At 46.2% G+C, this 17,929-nt stretch carries 21 protein-coding genes; 11 read left to right on the forward strand and 10 right to left on the reverse strand.

What is annotated here, in order from left to right:
- Nucleotides 1-50: 50 nt before the first annotated feature.
- Nucleotides 51-1,097: an anhydro-N-acetylmuramic acid kinase gene (locus ACHKAR_RS10800; protein ID WP_395417438.1), complete on the reverse strand. Its 1,047-nt coding sequence runs from the start codon at nucleotides 1,095-1,097 to the stop codon at nucleotides 51-53.
- 39 nt (nucleotides 1,098-1,136) lie between these two features.
- Here ACHKAR_RS10800 and ACHKAR_RS10805 point away from each other — a divergent pair, with 39 nt between their 5' ends.
- The 10 genes from ACHKAR_RS10805 to ACHKAR_RS10850 all read left to right on the forward strand — a co-directional run bounded on the left by ACHKAR_RS10805 (nucleotide 1,137) and on the right by ACHKAR_RS10850 (nucleotide 10,758).
- Nucleotides 1,137-1,862 carry a type III pantothenate kinase gene (locus tag ACHKAR_RS10805; RefSeq protein WP_395417439.1) on the forward strand — a complete coding sequence of 242 codons (726 nt, stop codon included), beginning with the start codon at nucleotides 1,137-1,139 and terminating at the stop codon, nucleotides 1,860-1,862.
- The gene (locus ACHKAR_RS10810) at nucleotides 1,859-3,118 is read left to right on the forward strand and encodes a hypothetical protein (RefSeq protein WP_159582582.1); all 1,260 of its coding nucleotides are present in this window, start codon (nucleotides 1,859-1,861) and stop codon (nucleotides 3,116-3,118) included. The genes ACHKAR_RS10805 and ACHKAR_RS10810 overlap by 4 nt, the downstream gene beginning before the upstream one ends.
- 11 nt (nucleotides 3,119-3,129) lie before the next feature.
- Nucleotides 3,130-4,440, forward strand: a complete 1,311-nt coding sequence (locus tag ACHKAR_RS10815) for a tetratricopeptide repeat protein (protein WP_159582583.1) — start codon at nucleotides 3,130-3,132, stop codon at nucleotides 4,438-4,440.
- Nucleotides 4,418-5,017, forward strand: coding sequence for an LPS export ABC transporter periplasmic protein LptC (gene lptC, locus ACHKAR_RS10820; RefSeq protein WP_159582584.1), 600 nt, complete (start codon nucleotides 4,418-4,420; stop codon nucleotides 5,015-5,017). The genes ACHKAR_RS10815 and lptC overlap by 23 nt, the downstream gene beginning before the upstream one ends.
- A 184-nt stretch (nucleotides 5,018-5,201) precedes the next feature.
- Nucleotides 5,202-6,488, forward strand: a complete 1,287-nt coding sequence (locus tag ACHKAR_RS10825; protein ID WP_159582585.1) for a hemolysin family protein — start codon at nucleotides 5,202-5,204, stop codon at nucleotides 6,486-6,488.
- A gap of 81 nt (nucleotides 6,489-6,569) precedes the next feature.
- Nucleotides 6,570-8,720 (forward strand): peptidylprolyl isomerase, encoded by a 2,151-nt coding sequence (locus ACHKAR_RS10830; RefSeq protein WP_395417440.1) that lies wholly within the window; start codon nucleotides 6,570-6,572, stop codon nucleotides 8,718-8,720.
- A gap of 49 nt (nucleotides 8,721-8,769) precedes the next feature.
- On the forward strand, nucleotides 8,770-9,030 hold the full coding sequence (locus ACHKAR_RS10835; RefSeq protein WP_395417441.1) for a DUF493 domain-containing protein: 261 nt from the start codon (nucleotides 8,770-8,772) through the stop codon (nucleotides 9,028-9,030).
- 14 nt (nucleotides 9,031-9,044) lie between these two features.
- Nucleotides 9,045-9,278, forward strand: a complete 234-nt coding sequence (locus tag ACHKAR_RS10840; protein ID WP_395417442.1) for a 4a-hydroxytetrahydrobiopterin dehydratase — start codon at nucleotides 9,045-9,047, stop codon at nucleotides 9,276-9,278.
- Nucleotides 9,279-9,280: 2 nt separating this feature from the next.
- Entirely contained in the window at nucleotides 9,281-9,964 is a 684-nt protein-coding gene (gene rsmI, locus ACHKAR_RS10845) for a 16S rRNA (cytidine(1402)-2'-O)-methyltransferase (RefSeq protein ID WP_159582589.1), read from the forward strand.
- On the forward strand, nucleotides 9,961-10,758 hold the full coding sequence (locus ACHKAR_RS10850) for an inositol monophosphatase family protein (RefSeq protein WP_159582590.1): 798 nt from the start codon (nucleotides 9,961-9,963) through the stop codon (nucleotides 10,756-10,758). The genes rsmI and ACHKAR_RS10850 overlap by 4 nt, the downstream gene beginning before the upstream one ends.
- Here the strand turns inward: ACHKAR_RS10850 and ACHKAR_RS10855 are convergent.
- A complete protein-coding gene (locus ACHKAR_RS10855; RefSeq protein WP_395417443.1) occupies nucleotides 10,755-11,777 on the reverse strand; it encodes an SPASM domain-containing protein in 1,023 nt (340 codons plus the stop codon). The two genes, ACHKAR_RS10850 and ACHKAR_RS10855, sit on opposite strands and share 4 nt — an antisense overlap.
- A gap of 29 nt (nucleotides 11,778-11,806) precedes the next feature.
- Between ACHKAR_RS10855 and ACHKAR_RS10860 the strand changes: the two genes are divergently transcribed.
- On the forward strand, nucleotides 11,807-13,006 hold the full coding sequence (locus ACHKAR_RS10860; RefSeq protein WP_395417444.1) for a lipoprotein N-acyltransferase Lnb domain-containing protein: 1,200 nt from the start codon (nucleotides 11,807-11,809) through the stop codon (nucleotides 13,004-13,006).
- On the opposite strand, the gene ACHKAR_RS10865 is transcribed toward ACHKAR_RS10860, so the two are convergent.
- Genes ACHKAR_RS10865 through ACHKAR_RS10900 form a run of 8 tightly spaced genes read right to left on the reverse strand, consistent with a single transcriptional unit; the run spans nucleotide 12,987 to nucleotide 17,918 of the window.
- Nucleotides 12,987-13,604 carry a LysE family transporter gene (locus ACHKAR_RS10865; RefSeq protein WP_395417445.1) on the reverse strand — a complete coding sequence of 206 codons (618 nt, stop codon included), beginning with the start codon at nucleotides 13,602-13,604 and terminating at the stop codon, nucleotides 12,987-12,989. The two genes, ACHKAR_RS10860 and ACHKAR_RS10865, sit on opposite strands and share 20 nt — an antisense overlap.
- Entirely contained in the window at nucleotides 13,601-14,650 is a 1,050-nt protein-coding gene (locus ACHKAR_RS10870; protein WP_395417446.1) for an ATP-grasp domain-containing protein, read from the reverse strand. Before ACHKAR_RS10870 ends, ACHKAR_RS10865 begins: the two co-directional genes overlap by 4 nt.
- Entirely contained in the window at nucleotides 14,650-15,159 is a 510-nt protein-coding gene (locus ACHKAR_RS10875; RefSeq protein WP_395417447.1) for a DinB family protein, read from the reverse strand. Before ACHKAR_RS10875 ends, ACHKAR_RS10870 begins: the two co-directional genes overlap by 1 nt.
- A gap of 14 nt (nucleotides 15,160-15,173) precedes the next feature.
- Nucleotides 15,174-15,611: a YHS domain-containing (seleno)protein gene (locus tag ACHKAR_RS10880; protein ID WP_395417448.1), complete on the reverse strand. Its 438-nt coding sequence runs from the start codon at nucleotides 15,609-15,611 to the stop codon at nucleotides 15,174-15,176.
- Nucleotides 15,612-15,667: 56 nt separating this feature from the next.
- Entirely contained in the window at nucleotides 15,668-16,141 is a 474-nt protein-coding gene (locus tag ACHKAR_RS10885; RefSeq protein ID WP_395417449.1) for a regulatory protein RecX, read from the reverse strand.
- A 2-nt stretch (nucleotides 16,142-16,143) separates the two neighbouring features.
- Nucleotides 16,144-16,617: a YcxB family protein gene (locus ACHKAR_RS10890; protein WP_159582598.1), complete on the reverse strand. Its 474-nt coding sequence runs from the start codon at nucleotides 16,615-16,617 to the stop codon at nucleotides 16,144-16,146.
- 2 nt (nucleotides 16,618-16,619) lie between these two features.
- Nucleotides 16,620-17,480, reverse strand: coding sequence for a carboxylating nicotinate-nucleotide diphosphorylase (gene nadC, locus ACHKAR_RS10895; RefSeq protein WP_395417450.1), 861 nt, complete (start codon nucleotides 17,478-17,480; stop codon nucleotides 16,620-16,622).
- A gap of 51 nt (nucleotides 17,481-17,531) precedes the next feature.
- The gene (locus ACHKAR_RS10900; RefSeq protein ID WP_159582600.1) at nucleotides 17,532-17,918 is read right to left on the reverse strand and encodes a DUF4783 domain-containing protein; all 387 of its coding nucleotides are present in this window, start codon (nucleotides 17,916-17,918) and stop codon (nucleotides 17,532-17,534) included.
- Nucleotides 17,919-17,929: the final 11 nt, after the last annotated feature.

Below are 17,929 nucleotides of genomic sequence, written 5' to 3' on the forward strand. Positions count from 1 at the left end.
GGGGTTTTTAATCGGGTGCCAAATTTAAACAAATAAATGACCCGTGGTACCTATCCGGGCAGATGTAAGGTGCCGGAAACAGTATCTTTCTGAGCGCCAGTTACTGAAGAGAGGACGTTGGGTAGGCGAAGGGTCCTCATTAGTCCCAGAAAGGCAAAAATGAGGGCCTCTTTGAAGTCTATGAGCTGGGGAGCGGGCAGGAGAATCTCCAAATCAGGGGACACTTTTTCCTTGAGGAGTTGAATCAAAAAGTCATTGTAGGCTCCACCACCCGTTAGCATCACTTTGCCCTGAACCTGACTCAGGTCATTGGCCAGCTGCTCGGCCAGAAAGTGAGAATAGGTGTACAGCCCATCTGCAGGGTTTTCAGGGGCATTTGAAAGTACCTGAGCCGACCATTGGTTACTTAGCGACTTTGGCGGTGGCAGATGAAAGTATTCAAGGCTTCTGAGGTATGCTAGATATGGCATATCCATTTGTCCTGAGGAGGCCAGGTGACCTCCATTGTCAAACACATGACCCAGCTGTTTGGCGAAGTGATTGAGGATTTGATTGCAGGGGGCTACATCCCATGCCCTGATTTGGTGGGTGTGCACAGAGACATTGGCGATTCCCCCCAGGTTTACGAAGGCCTGATAATCAGGCAGGAGTTGATTTTCTCCGAAGGGAACCAAAGGAGCTCCTTGCCCACCCATTAAGACGTCCATTCCCCTGAAACCACCGGCAGTTGGGGCTTGAGTGATAACACATATGGCCTCAGCATTTCCTATCTGCATCGAAAGTTGCTGCCCCGGCAGATGAAATACAGTATGTCCATGTACCCCGATCACAGATATGGGCAGAGAAAGGCCTTTCAGGAAGTCGTTGATTACATTTCCAATCCACCGACCATATTGGATATCCAGCAGGGCCAGATCCCGTCCTGTCAACTGATCTGCCTGTTTTAGTTGTGTGGTAATTTCCGGAGAAATGCCGATGGTTTCACTCTTAATGATTTCAAATGACCAGCCCTGTTCACTGAGGAACCTGCATAAACATACATCCAGTCCGTCCAGAGACGAACCCGACATTACTCCGATTGCATAATATTCCGTCAAGGGTAGTTACTTTTGGGTTTTTGATTTGAGCCAGGGATTTTGGAAAACGAAGGTAATGTAGTGGTAGACATTGGAAATTCGAAAATTAAAACAGCGATTTTCGAAGGGGAGCGGCTGGTTTCGCGTTTTGCTGCGGATCATCTGGAGGAGGTTTTTCAGCACTATAACAAAGCCAGCTATCGCTGGATCTTTAGCTCAGTAGGGGATGACCCCTCTGCCCATAGCCGGATAAGCGCTTTGAAGGATCACCTGATACTGTCCAGAGATACACCTCTGCCTATCTCTTTGGATTACCAAACTCCCGAAACACTCGGAGTAGATCGCATAGCAGCTTCAGTTGGGGCATTTCATCTTTACAAGAAAAGCTGTCTGGTGATTGATGCAGGCACTTGCATTACCTATGATTTGGTAGACAAGACGGGGGTATACCGAGGCGGGGCCATCGCCCCGGGCCTGAAGATGAGGATGAAAGCCATGTCACATTTCACCAAACGGCTGCCAGATGTGAGTGCAGAATGGGAAGAAATTCCTTTAAAAACTCAGGGAAAAACCACTCGGGAGTGTTTAGTCACGGGAGCTTTTGACGGAGTGGTGCATGAAATGGATGGCTTTATTGAAGCTTTCCTGAAAGAATATGAGGATTTGGCCGTTATCCTCACCGGCGGAGATGCTAACTACTTTGAATCCAAGCTAAAAGCACCCATCTTTGCAGACTTTGATTTGGTCCTGACAGGCTTGAATACCATACTGAACTATAATAAATGAATTTCCACAAAACAGGGATCATTGTTTTTGCCCTCCTGATAGGTGCTGGTGCGTCGGCACAATTTATCGCTTCACCGTATTCCAACAATGGATTGGGAGAGGTGCTTTTTCAGGGGATGCCGAATAATTATGGCATGGGCGAGGTAGGGATAGGTTCGCCTACACCCTGGCACATCAATTTACAAAACCCGGCATTGCTCACTCACAATACCTTCAGCTCTTTTCAGGTTGGCCTGATCGGGGATTTCAGAAATCATGAAAGTACGGTGGGAAAAGACAAGGACAGTGGTGCCAGCCTGCGATTTATGGCCATGAGTTTCCCGGTGATCAGAAACCGATGGACCACCAGCTTTGCTCTGCTTCCATTGAGCTCTGTGAAATACCATACTTATAGTCAGGATAGCATAGATACTGGTGTTTTGGGCATTACCCAGTTTCAGGGAGATGGTGGGCTCTCTCAGCTCATTTGGGCCAATGGTTTTAGAATCTACAAATCCCTGGCCCTGGGTGTGAAGGCATCCTATGTTTTTGGCACAATAGATCGACAGTCACGAGTTCAGATCTTCAGCGAAGACTTCAGCTCTAACTACGCCATTGCCTACCTGGAGTCCACTGCCTATTCAGATTTCAACTTTTCACTTGGCCTTTCTTACCGGTGGATTTTGCAGGAAAAGAAATTTCTCAATTTTGGAGCTACCTACGACCTCTCCAATACATTGGAGGGCACAGAAAACCAGATATTTCAACGGTTGAGACTCACCGGCACCACGGTTCAGACTCAAATCATAAAAGAAAACATCAAAACAGAATTCACTTTGCCAAAAACTTTTGGGCTGGGAGTTTCTTATGAATTGCTAAATACTTTTCAGGTAGGGGTAGATGTGAAAACACAAAACTGGAAATCGGCAAATGAAAAAACAACGGCCGTGAGCCTGAGAAACACCCAAAATGTGGCTGTAGGGGTATCATGGACACCCGACTATCAGAGTGTAAACAGCTACCTGAAGCGGACGACATATCGCATGGGAATGAACATGAAGCAGCTACCTTATCTGGTAAATAATAGAGAAATTAATGATTTTGGTATTAATTTTGGTGCCTCTTTTCCTGTGAGTGGTTTTTCCAGTTTGGATGCCGCCTTTAAGTTTGGCACCAGAGGGACAACGGATAGCAATCTCATAAAAGAGAATTATTTTCAGGTGGTGATCGGAGCAACGATTAATGACCGCTGGTTTGTAAAAAGAAGATACGATTAAAAAAACAGCTTATGAATTCTATTACTAAGCACCTTTTAAGTTTAGCATTTATCGTTGGGTTGGCCACTATGGCAATCGCTCAACCAGGCTGGAACTGGGGCGACTCAGTGGATAAGGCAAAAGAAAAGAATGCGCTCTACACAGATTTCGTGAGAGCTGAAAACTGGAAGGCAGCCTTGGGCCCTCACTCGTGGCTACTGAAGAATACCCCGGATCTGAATGCTTCCATTTATATCAACGGGGCCAAAATATATGAAGGGCTTGCTGACAATACAGATGACAAAGCCAAGACCCTGGAATATCAGGGAAAAGCCCTCGAAATGTACGACTTGCGAATCAAGTATTTCAATAGTGAGGCTGATGTGCTGAACCGAAAGGCCTATGTGGCTTACAAATACTACAGAGACGATCAGCCAAAGTACAAAGAACTTTACGACCTTTTTAATAAAGCCTTTGAGCTGAATGGCAATGATGTACTGATCAACAACCTCACGGCCTATATGGATGTGATCAGGAGATACAAATTGTCTGGCGGGACCATCACCGATGAGGAGGTTTTTGAGAAGTATACCAAGATCAAAGACATCATAGAAGTGAAAATAGCAGAAGGCGGCAAAGCCAGCAGTCTGGAAAAGCAGGCAGACTATGTGGATAAGCTCCTGACAGCCACAGTGGATGTGGACTGTGATTTCATTCAGGAAAAACTTGGACCGAAATTCAAACAGACTAAAGACATCAATCTTGCGAAAAAGATTTTTGGTCTGATGCTACAGCAGAAGTGTACAGACAGTCCTTTGGCCATGGAAGTAGCCATAGCGGTGAATGAAGTTGAACCCAACTTTGGGATCGCCAAGTTCATTGGGGTGAAGGCAGCTTCTGAAGGAGATCTGGACCGTGCTAAAAAATACTATGAAAAGGCTGTGGAACTGACAGATGATAATACTAAAAAATCTGAAGTTTACCTGAGCCTGGCAAGAACAGTGGCCTCACAGGGAGGTAAAGCTGCTGCGAGATCCAATGCGCGTAAGGCACTTGCCTTTGACCCATCCAATAAAGATGCTTATGCTTTCATTGGTGACCTCTATATGAATAGCTTCAACGACTGCAAGGCCGGAGAGAGCAAAGTAAAAGACAGAGCGATTTTTATTGCGGCTTATGAGATGTACCAGAAGGCCGGAGACAGTGAGAAAATGACCAGTGCTAAAGCACAGTTTCCTTCTATAGAGGAAATTTTCAGCGAAGGAAAAGAAGAAGGACAGTCGATCACGGTAGATTGTTGGATAAACGAATCAGTTCAAATTGAAAGAAGACCAGCGAATTAATTCACTTAAAAAATACGATCAAACGGTCATGGTGGTAACCCATGACCGTTTTTTTGTTTGGGGTATTGCGCTGATAGGGATATTGGTGGCTTTGGGCGCTTGTCAGAACCGGAAGGAGCTCATCGATGAGCCACTGTATGATGGCCCACTGGTGATCATGGACAGCATCAATACCAAAATGAGCGATTCAGCTAAGGTGATTTTAAGACTTAAGGCTGCCAAGCAACTCAACTATGAGGGTGGAGACAGAGAATGGCCCGAGGCGCTCTACCTTGAGTACCTGGATGATGATGGTCAGGTGGTCTCTACTTTCCGGGCGGATTATGTCTACTATACAGCAAAAGACAACCTCTACAGAGCAGAGGGTAATGTGGTAGTGAAAAACATTGAGGAGGGCGATGAGCTGAATACCGAAGAGTTGTACTGGAGTCCCAAGGATGAGCAGTTTTACACCGACAGATTCGTGACCATTCAATCTGACGATGAAGTTCATACCGGGGAAGGACTCACAGCGGATCAGGACTTTACCTCTTATAAGATTTTGAAACCTCAGGGAACACTCCTCCTAGAAGAATAATGAAACTACTGGACTATATTCTGTTTTCATTGGCCGTGGCTTTTTTCGTGATGGGCATCTATGAAACCATGGTTTTAGGAATTGGCCATGCATATGGTATTTTTATGCTTAGTTTAGGATTGTTATTTTTATTCGGTTACAGAAAAAGTAGGCGCGAACAAGAGAAATAGTATTTTTACCACCAATGGAAGACCCTTCCCTTTATTTAGGAATTTTAACATGCCTTTTGTTCTCTGCCTTTTTTTCCGGTATTGAGATTGCTTTTATTTCAGCGGACAAGCTGCACATAGAGGTAATGAGCAAGAAAGGAAGCTTCACTGGTCGGGTACTCTCAGAGTTTGTCACCAGAAGGTCCTCCTTTTTGGCCACCATGCTGGTCGGCAACAACCTGAGCATTGTCCTCTATGGTATTCTGATGGCCAAATTTATTGAGCCCTGGCTGTACACAGTGCTGCCTGAAGCACTCACCGAAGACATAGTAGTGCTAATCCTGCAGTCACTCATTTCCACGCTCATTGTCCTGATCACAGCTGAATTCCTTCCGAAAAGCCTGTTTATGCTGAATCCGGATACCATGCTGACGGTGTTTGCACTGCCCATGGCCCTGATTTATTACGCCCTGTATCCGGTGGTTTTACTGATCGTTTTCATTTCCAGGTTCATTATTACCAAGATCCTGAGGTTTGAATATTCTGAGGACAAGCCGGTATTTGGCCTGACAGACCTCAATAATTATGTGAAGAAAAACATCCTGAACATAGAGAAGGAAGAAGATGCCGAGATAGACGCCAAAATTTTCAACAACGCCATAGAGTTTAAAACCATTCGGGTACGTGAGTGCATGATACCACGTACTGAAATTCAGGCCGTGGATGTGAGTGACAAAATTGAGGAACTCAGAAGCGCTTTCATTGATACAGGTCATTCCAAGATTTTGGTCTATAAGGAGTCCATAGATGATGTGATTGGCTATTGCCACTCCGTGGAGATGTTTAAGAAGCCCGAAAAGATCAAGGACATACTTACCCCCATCATTATCGTGCCAGAGACCATGCTGGCCAATGAGCTACTCATTCAGTTCATCACGGAGCGAAAGAGCATTGCACTGGTGGTGGACGAATACGGAGGCACCTCCGGTATAGTGACTATGGAAGATGTGATTGAGGAGATTTTTGGAGAAATCCGCGATGAGCATGATGACGAGTACCTGGTTGAGGAAAAAATTGATGATTATAATTTCATTCTAAGTGCCCGCCATGAAGTAGATTACCTCAATGACAAATACGAATGGGGGCTGCCTGTAGGCGAGTATGATACACTGGGGGGACTTATCCTGGCATTCCATGAAGACATCCCCACAGTCAATGAGACTATTTTAATACCACCATTTCATTTCACAGTTTTCACGATGGAGGAAAACCGCATTGACAAAGTGAAACTTACACTTCTGGACAAGGAAGAATCCTTGTAAATCAAAGGTTTAGATTCATTTTTTAATTAGTGTACATGTGGTTATTTTTGCCGTCTTTAAAAAAAACACGCACAGAAAAATATGGCGCTGATTAATACTTTAAGAAAGAGAATGGGCAAGGTCGTTGTAGGCTTTGTGGCTTTCTCTATGTTCGCATTCATCCTGACGGACCTGTTCCAATCCAACTCCGTTTTGCTTGGAGGAAATGACACTACCATTGCAGAAATAGCCGGTAAAGACATTTCTTATGAGCAATTCCAGGCCAAGGTTAGTGAACTCTCATACATTTTTGCAATCAACAATCAGCGGGAGCCCTCATCGGATGAGATCGAAACGATCCGCGTGCAGGCATGGAATGCGCTGATTTTGGACTATGCATACAAAGGACAGTACGATGAACTGGGAATCACCGTCACCAACTCTGAGGTGGTGGATATGGTTCAGGGAAATAACATCGACCCTCAGATCAAGCAGTTCTTTTCTGATCCCAACACAGGCGAGTTTAGCCGGGAGAACGTGGTGTCCTTCCTACAGCAGCTCAACAGCGCACCTGCTCAGCAGCGTGCATCCTGGCTCTCTTTCGAAGACAGACTTAAGCCAAACCGTTTGGTAAAGAAATATGAAAACCTTTTGGCGCTCACCAACTATGTGACAACCGCCGAGGCTAAGAGTAAGTATGAAGCGCAAGGCACCAACATGTCTGTGGATTACTTCTATGTGCCTTTCTTCAGTGTGGCCGATAGCTTGTTTACCGTTTCAGAGTCTGAAATGAAAAGCTACCTGTCTGCCAATTCTGAGCAGTACCAGCGCGAAGAGTCAAGAAGTCTTAATTATGTGGTATTCCCCATTCAGCCATCAGCTGATGACTCGGCGTTTGTAAAGGAAGAAATCACCAGGTTGAGAGAAGGTCTGATCAACAGCCAAAACGATTCTACGTTTGCCAATATGAATTCTGATGGTCTGAGTCCGTTCAGGTCGATCAGCGATCCGGGCTTGCTACCAGTAGGGCTAGTAGGTGCTGAAGTGGGCACTGTAACCGAGCCAACGCTGGTAGGTGACAAATATGCCATCAGCAAACTTTCAGACATTACAGAAGGTGATGAGGCTTTCGTGAAAGCGAGACATATACTTATAGAGATGGACGGAAACTCTGAATCAGCAAAAGCTGAGGCCAGAGGGAAAGCCAATGACATCATCAGTCAACTGAAAAAGGGAGCTGACTTTGCGGAGCTGGCTGCCATCAACAGTGCTGATAAGAGCAACGCCAACAATGGCGGTGACCTGGGATGGTTTGGTGAAAACGGCAACTTTGTGCAACCGTTCAAAGACGCTGTGTTTGCTCATAGAGGAACAGGCCTGTTGCCAAATCCGGTTGAAACTTCTTTTGGTTATCACATCATTCAGATAGACGAGCCTAAAACCAAGACGGTATACAAAGTGGCTACCATCGAAAAGGAGCTGTTCGAAAGTGATGCTACGCTCAATGAAATTTACCGACAGGCGGACCTACTGTCAGCCAATAGCTCTGATGCAGCTTCTTTAGCAGAAAATGCAAAAGAGGCCGGTCTGAGTGTTCGCTCCGCAAGTGCCATTGGTAAAAACGATTCAAGAGTGGGAGTACTCACAGACGCGCGAAACATCGTGCTTTGGTTGTACAATGAGGCTTCTGTGAACAAAGTTTCTGATGTGAAGGAATTTGATGACCAGTATGTGGTGGCAGTGATGACCGCCAGACAGCCAAAAGGTACCGCCACCTTGGCTCAGGTAGAAAATGAAATCAGAACAAAAGTTCTTAATGAGAAAAAGGCCAAATACATCAAGGATAAAATTGCGGGTCTTTCAGCAGCAGACTTTGAAGGGATGAAAGCTGAATATGGCGACAAAGCCAGAACAGGCTCAGCAGACCTGACACTCAACAGCAACTCATTCCCAAGTGTGGGCTTTGCTCCTGAGGCAGTGGGCGTAGCATTCTCTCTGGATGAGGGTGAGAAGACTGCACCATTCGAAACCTCCAATGGAGTATTGGTAGTGAGTGCTACAGCCAAAAGCACCCCTGAGCCTTTGGATGAGTATGTTTCTTACAAAACTCAGGTGGCCACGGAGAGACAAGGAAGAAAGACAGTAATTGCCAATTTCCCGCTTTCATTCACTCCGGTGTTTGTTTCACAATCACTTGACAATGCCATCAAGGAGTTCGCGGAGATTGAGGATAATCGATACAAATTCTTTTAAAGACTTCTAAAGCCAGTGAAATTCACTGGCTTTTTTTTATCTTTTAGGTATGAGTTGGGACGTAGAGTCTTTCAGAGAGAAAGTAGAACTTCAGCATAATTTCCCAGGGTATTACACTTTTAAGTTTATAGTACCCGTGGACAAGAAGAGCGAGATATTAGATTTGATACCTCCTGGAGAGGTTTCCTTTAAGGAGAGCTCTGGCAAAAATTACATCAGCATCACCGCCAAAACGAAACTGGAAACAAGCCAGGCCGTACTGGATGTATATATAGCCGCCAATCAGGTTGAAGGCTGTTTTGCACTATAAAATCAAAAAAGGAGATGTGGAAAGAACAAGATAACAAGCTTACGAGAACCATCGAGTTTAAGGATTTTGTGTCGGCATTTGGGTTCATGTCCAAGGTGGCTATTGTGGCTGAGAAGATGAATCACCACCCCAACTGGTCCAATGTGTACAACAAAGTTTCTTTTGAGCTCACCACCCATGATGCCGGAAATACGGTGACTGAGAAGGACCGTACTCTGGCTAAAGCTATTGACGATTTGCTGGCCTGAACATGGAGTCATCCACACGGTTATACCTGGTTCCTACCCCTATCGGAAACCTCGGGGACATCACCTTCAGGGCAGTGGAAGTTTTAAAGAGTGTGGATAAAATCCTGGCCGAAGATACCCGTACTTCCGGGGTGCTGCTGAAGCACTATGGTATCACCACTCCCACAGAGAGTTTTCACTCTTTCAATGAGCACAAGCGAACAGAAACAATCATTTCCAGAATAAAGGCTGGAGAAACTCTTGCGTTGATTACCGACGCGGGTACCCCTGGAATTTCCGATCCCGGATTCATGCTGGCCCGTGCGGCGGCCGATGAGGGAATCAAGGTAGAGTGCCTGCCAGGTGCCACGGCTTTCGTTCCGGCCCTTGTCAAGTCGGGATTGCCATCTGATAAATTCGTTTTTGAGGGGTTTCTTCCTCATAAGAAGGGTAGACAAACCCGCCTGGAATACCTGAAGGAAGAACCACGCTCCATGATCTTCTATGAATCACCACATCGATTGATAAAAACACTTGGCCAATTTGCTGAATTCATGGGAGCAGATCGGAAAGTATCGGTATCCAGGGAACTGACCAAGAAGTTTGAGGAAACCGTCAACGGTACCCTTGAAGAGGTGATCGGTTATTTCGAGGCAAAGACCATCAAAGGGGAGTTTGTGCTTATATTAGAAGGAAAGTCCAAATGACCATTGACCTGGAAAATATTGCTCAGCTTGTTGCCCGCCTGACCAGAGATACGGGCGCATTCATCCGGCAGGAAGCTTCGGCGTTCTCCATAGAGCATGTGGAGCTGAAGGGTAAAAGTGATCTGGTGTCTTATGTGGATAAGGAGACCGAAAGGAAGCTTGTTACGGGTCTGAAAGAGATTTTGCCGGAGGCTGGATACATCACTGAGGAGAATACCATCGCTCAGGATAGAAGAGCATATACCTGGATCATAGATCCCCTGGATGGTACCACGAATTTCGTGCATGGGTTGCCAACCTACGCCATTAGTATAGGACTGATGGCAGACCATGAAGTGGTCCTCGGAGTGATTTATGAGATCAACAGGGATGAGTGCTTTGTGGCCTGGAAAGAGGGTGGTTGTTTTCTGAATGATCAAAAAATTTCGGTCACAGAGGCCAGCGCCATCGACGACAGTTTATTTGCCACGGGCTTTCCAGTACATAATTTTGAAAAGCTGGATGCTTATCTGGCTATCTTGAACGAGCTCATGAAAAATGCGCACGGTCTCCGAAGGGTAGGGAGTGCGGCTGTGGACATGGCCTATGTGGCCTGCGGGCGGTATGAAGCATTTTTTGAACACAATCTTAATCCCTGGGATGTAGCAGCCGGAGTGATCATTGTGCAGGAAGCAGGAGGCACGGTTACTGATTTTCAGGGGGGCAATGAATTCTTATTTGGTCGAGAAATGGTCGCTGCTGGCCCAGTGCACGGGGAGCTACTGCGGGTGATCCAAAAACACTGGAACGACTAAGCCCAGACCTTTCCGCCTTCCGTGCAGTTCTTGCAAATTTCTATTTCATCCCTTGAAGTCAGCAGCGTTTTTCTGAAAGAGGCATAGCCATCTGAATGCCAGATATCCTTAAAAGGTTGATGAGAGGTATTGCCCAATACATGGTGCGCATCCTTATCAAAGCAGCAGGGGACCACTTTACCATCCCATGTGATCACACAGGAGTGCCACATTTTCCAGCATTCTTTGAGGAGTTTGTTTTTGAGCCGATAGGTACCATCTGGCAAGGGGGCATATCGTGAGTATTTGTCCTGTGTAGGGATCAATTCATTCCCCTGGGCATAGTCATAGATCTGGGCGGTCTTGAAGACAACCTGATCCACGCCATAGGCTTTCCCCATTTTTTTGATTTCCGGAATTTCATGTTCATTGGGGCGGACGACGAGAAATTGCCAGACGACAAAAGGGGTACGGGATTTCAGCGCTTTTTTCCATTTCAGAATGTTCTCAGTTCCCTCCAGTACCTTATTTAGTTCCCCGGTTTTGCGGTATGCCTCGTAGGTTTCCTGAGTAGCTCCATCTATGGAAATAATCATCCGGTCCAGACCTGATTCCACGGTTTGTTTGGCGATCTCGTCGGTGAGGAAGTGAGCGTTGGTGGAAGTGGCGGTGTAAATTTTTTTGTCTGTGGCGTATTTCACCATGTTCAGAAGCTGAGGATGGAGATAGGGCTCGCCCTGAAAATAGAAGATAAGGTAAGCCAGTGTGTCGCCGATTTCGTCCAAAATGGTTTTGAAGAGTTGTTGATCAAGTTTGCCGGTAGGGCGTGTAAAAGAGCGCAGCCCACTCGGGCACTCGGGGCATCGGAGGTTGCACGCCGTGGTGGGCTCTATAGAGAGGCTGATCGGCAATCCCTTGATGTCAGGGGTGCCTGTTTTCCGTGACTTACGGAAAGAGGTATACACATGAAAAGCATTAATTAGCCGTTTAAGGGTTAGCTTTGAGGCCAATTGTAAGCTATCATTGATGTTGATATACATAGTTTAAACTTATGAATCATTCCCCGGATATGTATTGGAGACTCCTGGTTTTTTCCATTCTAGTTTTGTTCTTTTTTAAAAGTGAGGGCCGGGAGGTAGAAGTATCCGACCAGGCAGAAATCAGCATCATGACCCTGGGCCCATACCAGGAAGAACTGTATTCGGCTTTTGGGCACAGTGCCATTCACTTTTCTGATCCTGAGCGCAACATCGACTGGGTATTCAACTATGGTGTTTTCGATTTCGATCAGGAGAATTTCTATTGGAATTTTGCCCGAGGCAGAATGCTCTACAAGCTGGGCCTTTCCAGGTATACTCCTTTCAAAAACCACTACGCAAGGGAAAACCGGTACATCATAGAGCAACGACTGAACCTCACTCTGGCTGAGAAACAGGCCATGGTGGATTTCCTTACCAACAACTACAAACCGGAAAACAGGGATTACTATTACAACTATGTATACGACAACTGTGCCACGAAGATGTATGATGTGCTGGTGGCGGTTTTTCCGAAGCAAATCACTTTCAATGCGGACTATGTGGAAGATGGAAAGACCATTCGGGACCTGATGGATGACTACCTGGGAGACCAGCCGTGGGGAGACTGGATCATCGATATTGGTCTGGGGATGCAGATTGATAAGGAAGCCACTCCCCGAGAATATATGTTTTTGCCCGATTATATAGAAGCCTCTTTGTCTACCGCTACCCTCAGGAGGGATTCTTTGGAGGTGCCACTCATCGGCGAAACGGTGAATGTGTATGTACCCACTCCGGAGCAGCAGCAGGAGAGCAAGTTTTTCACACCTTTCAATTTCTTCGTGCTTGTGTTTTTTGTAGTTGGCTTCATTACCAACAGAGATTTTAAGAAGGAGAAGCGCACGAAATGGTTAGATCCGGTGGTTTTCACGTTGGCAGGTTTGATTGGCTGGTGGCTGGTGTTTTTGTGGTGGGGAACCGAGCATCTTTCCAAAGACAATCTCAACCTACTTTGGGCCATTCCTCTTCATATTCCTTTTGCCTATTTATTGGGAGTCAGGAAACTTCAGCCATTTTTGAGCAAATACTTTCTGGTGGTTTCAGCTGGATATCTGATTTTGCTGGTGATCTGGTCAGCATTGCCTCAGCCACTTCATATGGCGCTCATTCCATTGATTCTGACCATGATGCTCAGAGGATTTTACATTCATTCAGACCTTCAGAAGCAGCTCAGAAAAGCCAATCGATAAAGTTGTACAATCCTAACAGGATGAAGATGATGCCTGGTAGCCGGTGTACCAGGAGCTGATTGTCGGCAATGTTGGTAAATCGGGCACCTAGCCGGTTGACCGTGAGCAGAAGGGCAAAAGTACCGATGGAGATGCCGCTGAGGTACAGCCAGAAGTTCACACCAGACAAGGAGATGAGTCGATGATTCTGGAGGTAGGCGGTAACCGCCAGCCAAAAGGGGATCGTTAGCGGATTCAGTACCCCGAGGATAACCCCGAGTTTAAAGCCATTGCGGCCTTTCGGCGTTGTGGTTTTGGAGAGCAGCGATTGACTATTCGTTTTGGTGAGGAGATTGGCAACACCCAGGGCCAGCATCGCCAGTGCTGTGATAATCTGGAAGTATTCTGTAAAGAAGGGTTTTTCACTCAGAAAAAGCTGAAGGCGAACAGTCACCCCGGCATATGCAAACTCTGTGATGGACGCGGCTAAAGCAAAAAAGAAAGCCGCACGCTGGTGGTTTTGCACCGAAAGCTGCATGCTGGTGATGTTGATGGTGCCGGGGGGAATGGACCCGAGATAGCTCACCACAAAGGCGATGATGAAGACCTGAGTGCTCACAATGCGCTTTCTATTTTCCTGTTATACGCTCTGATCGTTTTCATTTTTTTCCAGCCTTGCGCAAATGTCCAATAGGGGATTCCCTTCTTGCGATTGGCACGGCTTATTTCTGCCAAGGTAGACAAATGCCAAAATATAGCCCGATAGCCCTTCCATAGGGAGTAACCGGGCTGATAGATGTGTCCGGGTTCTGCGCCTGCGCCGTTCAGTTCCAGAATCATTAAGTTTTTACCTTCTTCCAGATCACTCCACGAGGTACACCTCAGGTCAAATCGCCCAAAATGGAAGTCTTTGATGCCTTTGGCAATGGTGTTAAAAGTGCGGTTGAGTTGACCCGTGATACGGTTATTGGCATTCAAAAAAGTGGTGCCCCGGCAGTGATTGCCGATGCCTTCCACGGTGACTTCTTTCCCCCTTTCGGGAATCTCCTCCAGCAACAACTGAAAGCGTGGATGATTTGTGTCAATCTGTAACAAAGCCCGTGGGTTACTGTCCAGCAGTTGCCTGACGGTATGGTGGCCATCTCCCACCACTGACATGAAGTCCTTTTCTACAATCGATGTGATGCGCCCCTCTGTGGTATTGGGGTATTTCACGAAGAATACCCCCAACTCTAATGGAAATGACACAAATGCTTGCATCAGGAAAGGTACCGGGCATTTGGCCAGGTATTTTTCCAGGGCCTGCTCATCATTGATTTTTTCCACGAGTTTGCCACGCTCCCCTATGTCCGGTTTGGCAATGAGCGGATAGCCAATTTGATGTGCAAAGGCCTTGGCCATGCTCTCATCTCCGGGTGCAATGAGCCGATAGGCAGGAAGGTACTTCTCGGGAATGAGGTCAAAAATGGCCGACTTACTTTCACCAAGCATTCCCCCAAAATCGATGCTCGGGTTGGCGGCTGTAAAAAAGAAGAGCGACCGGCATTTGAAGGCCAGCCAGGGGTAGTAAAAGTTCACTGGGAAATAGAGTACAGCGAATGGCCAAAATTCCCAATGAGTGACTTTATACCAGAGTGATTTTAATCGAGAGACCGTGCGATGCATCAGGTGTTTTGAGATTTTTGATAGCGCACCGTAGAACTGGCCACGCCAAAATGCTCAGGTATATCCACCTCCGGAAAGGCTTCTCTCAGGCCGATTTTAATCAACGCCATGTGGTGTATGGCATGTTCAATATTGTAAGCCAGTTCGCGAAAAAATGAGGTAGAGATGTCAATGGAATTTTCGACCTCAATGTCGTAGTTGGCCCTCATTGCTATAGGAAAATCCTTGTCTTGTTGTTGAAGAGTGTTCTGAAGTGCATTGGTCACACCCAGTGCCAACTTCACATCCGTTTGCAGGTACTGATCGTGCTTGCGGTCATCGTAGTCTAGGGAGCGGGTTAGCTGTGCATCCTGAAGGCATAGAAAAAACTCAAGCAAGTGACGCACATGCTGACCAATGGTGGCATTGCTCAGGGTAGAGATCGGTAGTACATACTGGTCGCTGGTCATCTGGAGAACAATGTATTTGACCTGATCCAGCAGGTTGATAGCAGATTGATTAATAGGCATATGTTAAGTCTAAATTAATCAGAAACGTATTTGGTGTTCCAATTTTTGTTGGCTTTTTCCATCAGCGGCAATTCGTTTTGTTTCCATGGGATCAAGGTATTGTTACCCCGGAAGTTGTAAAAGAGATAGAGTTTACCGTCCGTGATTCTGAATGTTTCTGGGTCTATTTTCACTTTGTCTCCGGTCTCACCCATGGCATACGCACACCAGCCGCCATATTGGGGCACGTATTTTTCTGATGTTAATTTAAAAATTTCCAGATTTTCTGAGGATGAAAAGTAATACCGGGCTCCCTGAAACAGATAGGAATATCCACTTTGACCGGCTGTGGGTTTGCCATTAAAATAACTCACAGGATCATATCCCTCCATGGCTACTCCTTGTTTGTCAAGGTTGAGATGGCCCTCCTGCATGAGGAAAACCAAAGTAATGAGGCTAAAAAATTTGATCATAGTGACTAGAACGCCGCATGCTGTGGAAGGATTAAATATAATGAAAGTGTAACGTCCTATTGTTGGCTAACCGACAATTGATTAACCGTCTCCATGACCAGATCTATTTCATAGCCCTTTCCGATCAGATAGGCCATGGTTTTTTGTTTTTTTGGCCAAAGCTCATCCATCAGACTGTTCCACTTTTTTCTGGCCAGATCCTCCAGAGTCTTTTGGTACCTGTCGGGGTCTATGTAGTTCATCCCTTCGGTGATCACCTCCTGAGACAAGCGGAAGCGATACAGCTCTTGCTGAATGCGGTTTTTCCCCCAATGGTTAAACTCAAACTTGTCATGGCAAAAGGCTTTGCAAAATCGCCGCTCATCTACGAAACGTTCCTCTGTGAGTTCTGCCAAAACCTCCTGCGCTTCGTCCTCACGTAGCTCCCAGGCCATGAGTTTTTCATATACCTGAAAGGGCGCACGCTCTTTGGAGGAGCAGAATTTGGCGGCTTTGGCTTTGGCCTGCTTGAGTAAAGCCTTGCGGTCCATGCCTATTTGATAAAACCTTTTCTTTTCAGAACAGTCTCAATGAACTTGATTTCATTTTCGTTGTTGAAAATCTTGAAAGGGAAATAGAGGAGTTGTGCCTTGCTCACAAACAACACGAAATGATCTTTGCCCTTCTTCACCCTTTTGATTTGCTCCCATTTCATGGGCATGCCCTGCTTGGGGTTGATTTTGAGAAGAATTTGCTGGCTGGTGATTTCATACGACAGCTTTTGAAACATGAACTTGCCCTGCTCCAGTTGCGTGACACCAGCAAACTGGATCAACCAGAAAAGCAGATAAAGTACAAGGCCGATGGTCGCACCGATGATCCACCACCAGTTTGGAATCCAGAGGTAGCCTGCACAGATGGCCAGGTAAATGAGCCCTACCCACCATTGCTCTTTCAATACTGAAACTAGGGCCGTTTTTATATAAGTGCCTGTGGCAAGTTGATATTTTTTGGTTCTTACAATCATAATTATTTTATCGCTTTTAAGCTGATGTCAAGACTTTTATAGGAATGAGTCAACGCACCCACTGAGATGAAATCCACCCCGGTTTCGGCAATATCTCCAATGTTTTTTTCATTAATACCTCCTGAGGCTTCTGTTTCCATCCGGCCTCTGATCATGCGGATAGCCTCACGAATGGCTGATGGCAGCATGTTGTCCAGAAGCACTCGGTGAACGTGCCCCACCTCCAGCACCTGCTCCAGCTCCTCGAGGTTGCGTACCTCCACTTCTATTTTGAGGTCGAGGTTGTTGGCTTTCAGGTAGGCCACTGTTTCCGTGATGGCTTCCTTTACACCCCCAGCATAGTCTATGTGGTTATCTTTCAGCATCACCATATCGTACAGACCAAACCGATGGTTGACACCTCCACCTATTAATACTGCCCATTTTTCCGGCAGGCGAAAATTGGGAGTGGTTTTTCGGGTGTCCAGCAGGCGTGCTCGTGATCCTCTGATGAGCAGGTTCATTCGGTGGGTGTAGGTGGCTATGCCACTCATGCGCTGCAGGCAGTTGAGTACCAACCGTTCCGCACTGAGTATGGCCTGCGCCTTGCCCTCCACAGTAAACCCAATGTCCCCATTGCTTACAAAATCCCCATCTTTTTTCTTGAAATCGATCTTGATGGACTTGTCTACATAATGAAAGATGCGCTCAGCCAGGGTGAGGCCGGCAATGATCCCGTGATCCTTGATCAGGAGGCGGGCATGGCTCACCTGATTTTTAGGGATGCTCCCTAGAGAACTATGATCCCCATCACCAATGTCTTCAGACAAAGCCGTCTTGATGAAATACCGAATATTTTGCTCAGTGAGATAGGGTGCTGACATAAGACCGCAAAATTAGGAAAGCTGGCCCTTTCTGCGACTATTCAAAGCCAATTATTCGCGGCTAAAGTTGATGGTGTCTATTTTGAACTGATTTTTTACATTTTTCACTACCATCACCACACGATAACTGCCTTCCTCAAGCGAGTAGGTGCCGATGGTGTACTTCAGTCCCTCGGGTGAGGATCCTTGATGAATGTACTGAAACCCTTTCGGTGGGTTTTTGAGAAAAAAGTCCTTCAATACCACTTCAGCCTGGGCAATGCTATAGTTTGAGGCTTTGCCATCCACTTTGATCTCAATGTTGGTATTACAAAATTTGATCAACTCTTTCGAACTACCAGCTTTCATTGCCACAGCAATATTCGCCAGAATGTCTTCCTGAGTGGGGGTGAAGAATGTAAATAGAAGCGAGCTCAGTAAGAAGCCTATTTTTATCATACCCTAAAGTT

The sequence above is a fragment of the Marinoscillum luteum genome (assembly GCF_044005705.1).
Lineage (GTDB): Bacteria > Bacteroidota > Bacteroidia > Cytophagales > Cyclobacteriaceae > Marinoscillum > Marinoscillum luteum.